Genomic DNA, 334 nt, shown 5'->3' on the forward strand with positions numbered 1-334 from the left:
CTGGGCCGCGACCTGCTGGCCCAGATCGGTCGCCGCCTGCGCGCGGCGCGCGGCGGCATCGGGGATCTGGGCGGCCAGCATCGCGGCCCGGCCCGCCAGGGTCGCGACCGTGGCCGGATCGGTGGCGGTCAGCTGGACGGACAGGTCCTGCAGGTGCAGCGCCTCGCGCCGGGTGGTGAAGGTGTTGAACAGGCCCGACCCCAGCACGCCGCCCAGGCTTTGAGTCGAGATGAAGACGATGACGAAGGACAGGATGTATTGCGGCCCCTTGGCCAGGGCCGACAGCAGGCCCGCCATCATCGCGGGCGGCATGAACAGCATCGCGGCAAAGCCG

Annotated in this window: 1 pseudogene; it reads right to left on the reverse strand. The window is 71.9% G+C overall.

Annotation, left to right across the window (positions count from 1 at the left end):
• Positions 1-334 (reverse strand): annotated as a pseudogene (locus TW83_RS21460) (MFS transporter); the annotation flags it as partial.

Origin of the sequence: Paracoccus sp. S4493 (assembly GCF_000967735.1) — a bacterium.
Lineage (GTDB): Bacteria > Pseudomonadota > Alphaproteobacteria > Rhodobacterales > Rhodobacteraceae > Paracoccus > Paracoccus marcusii.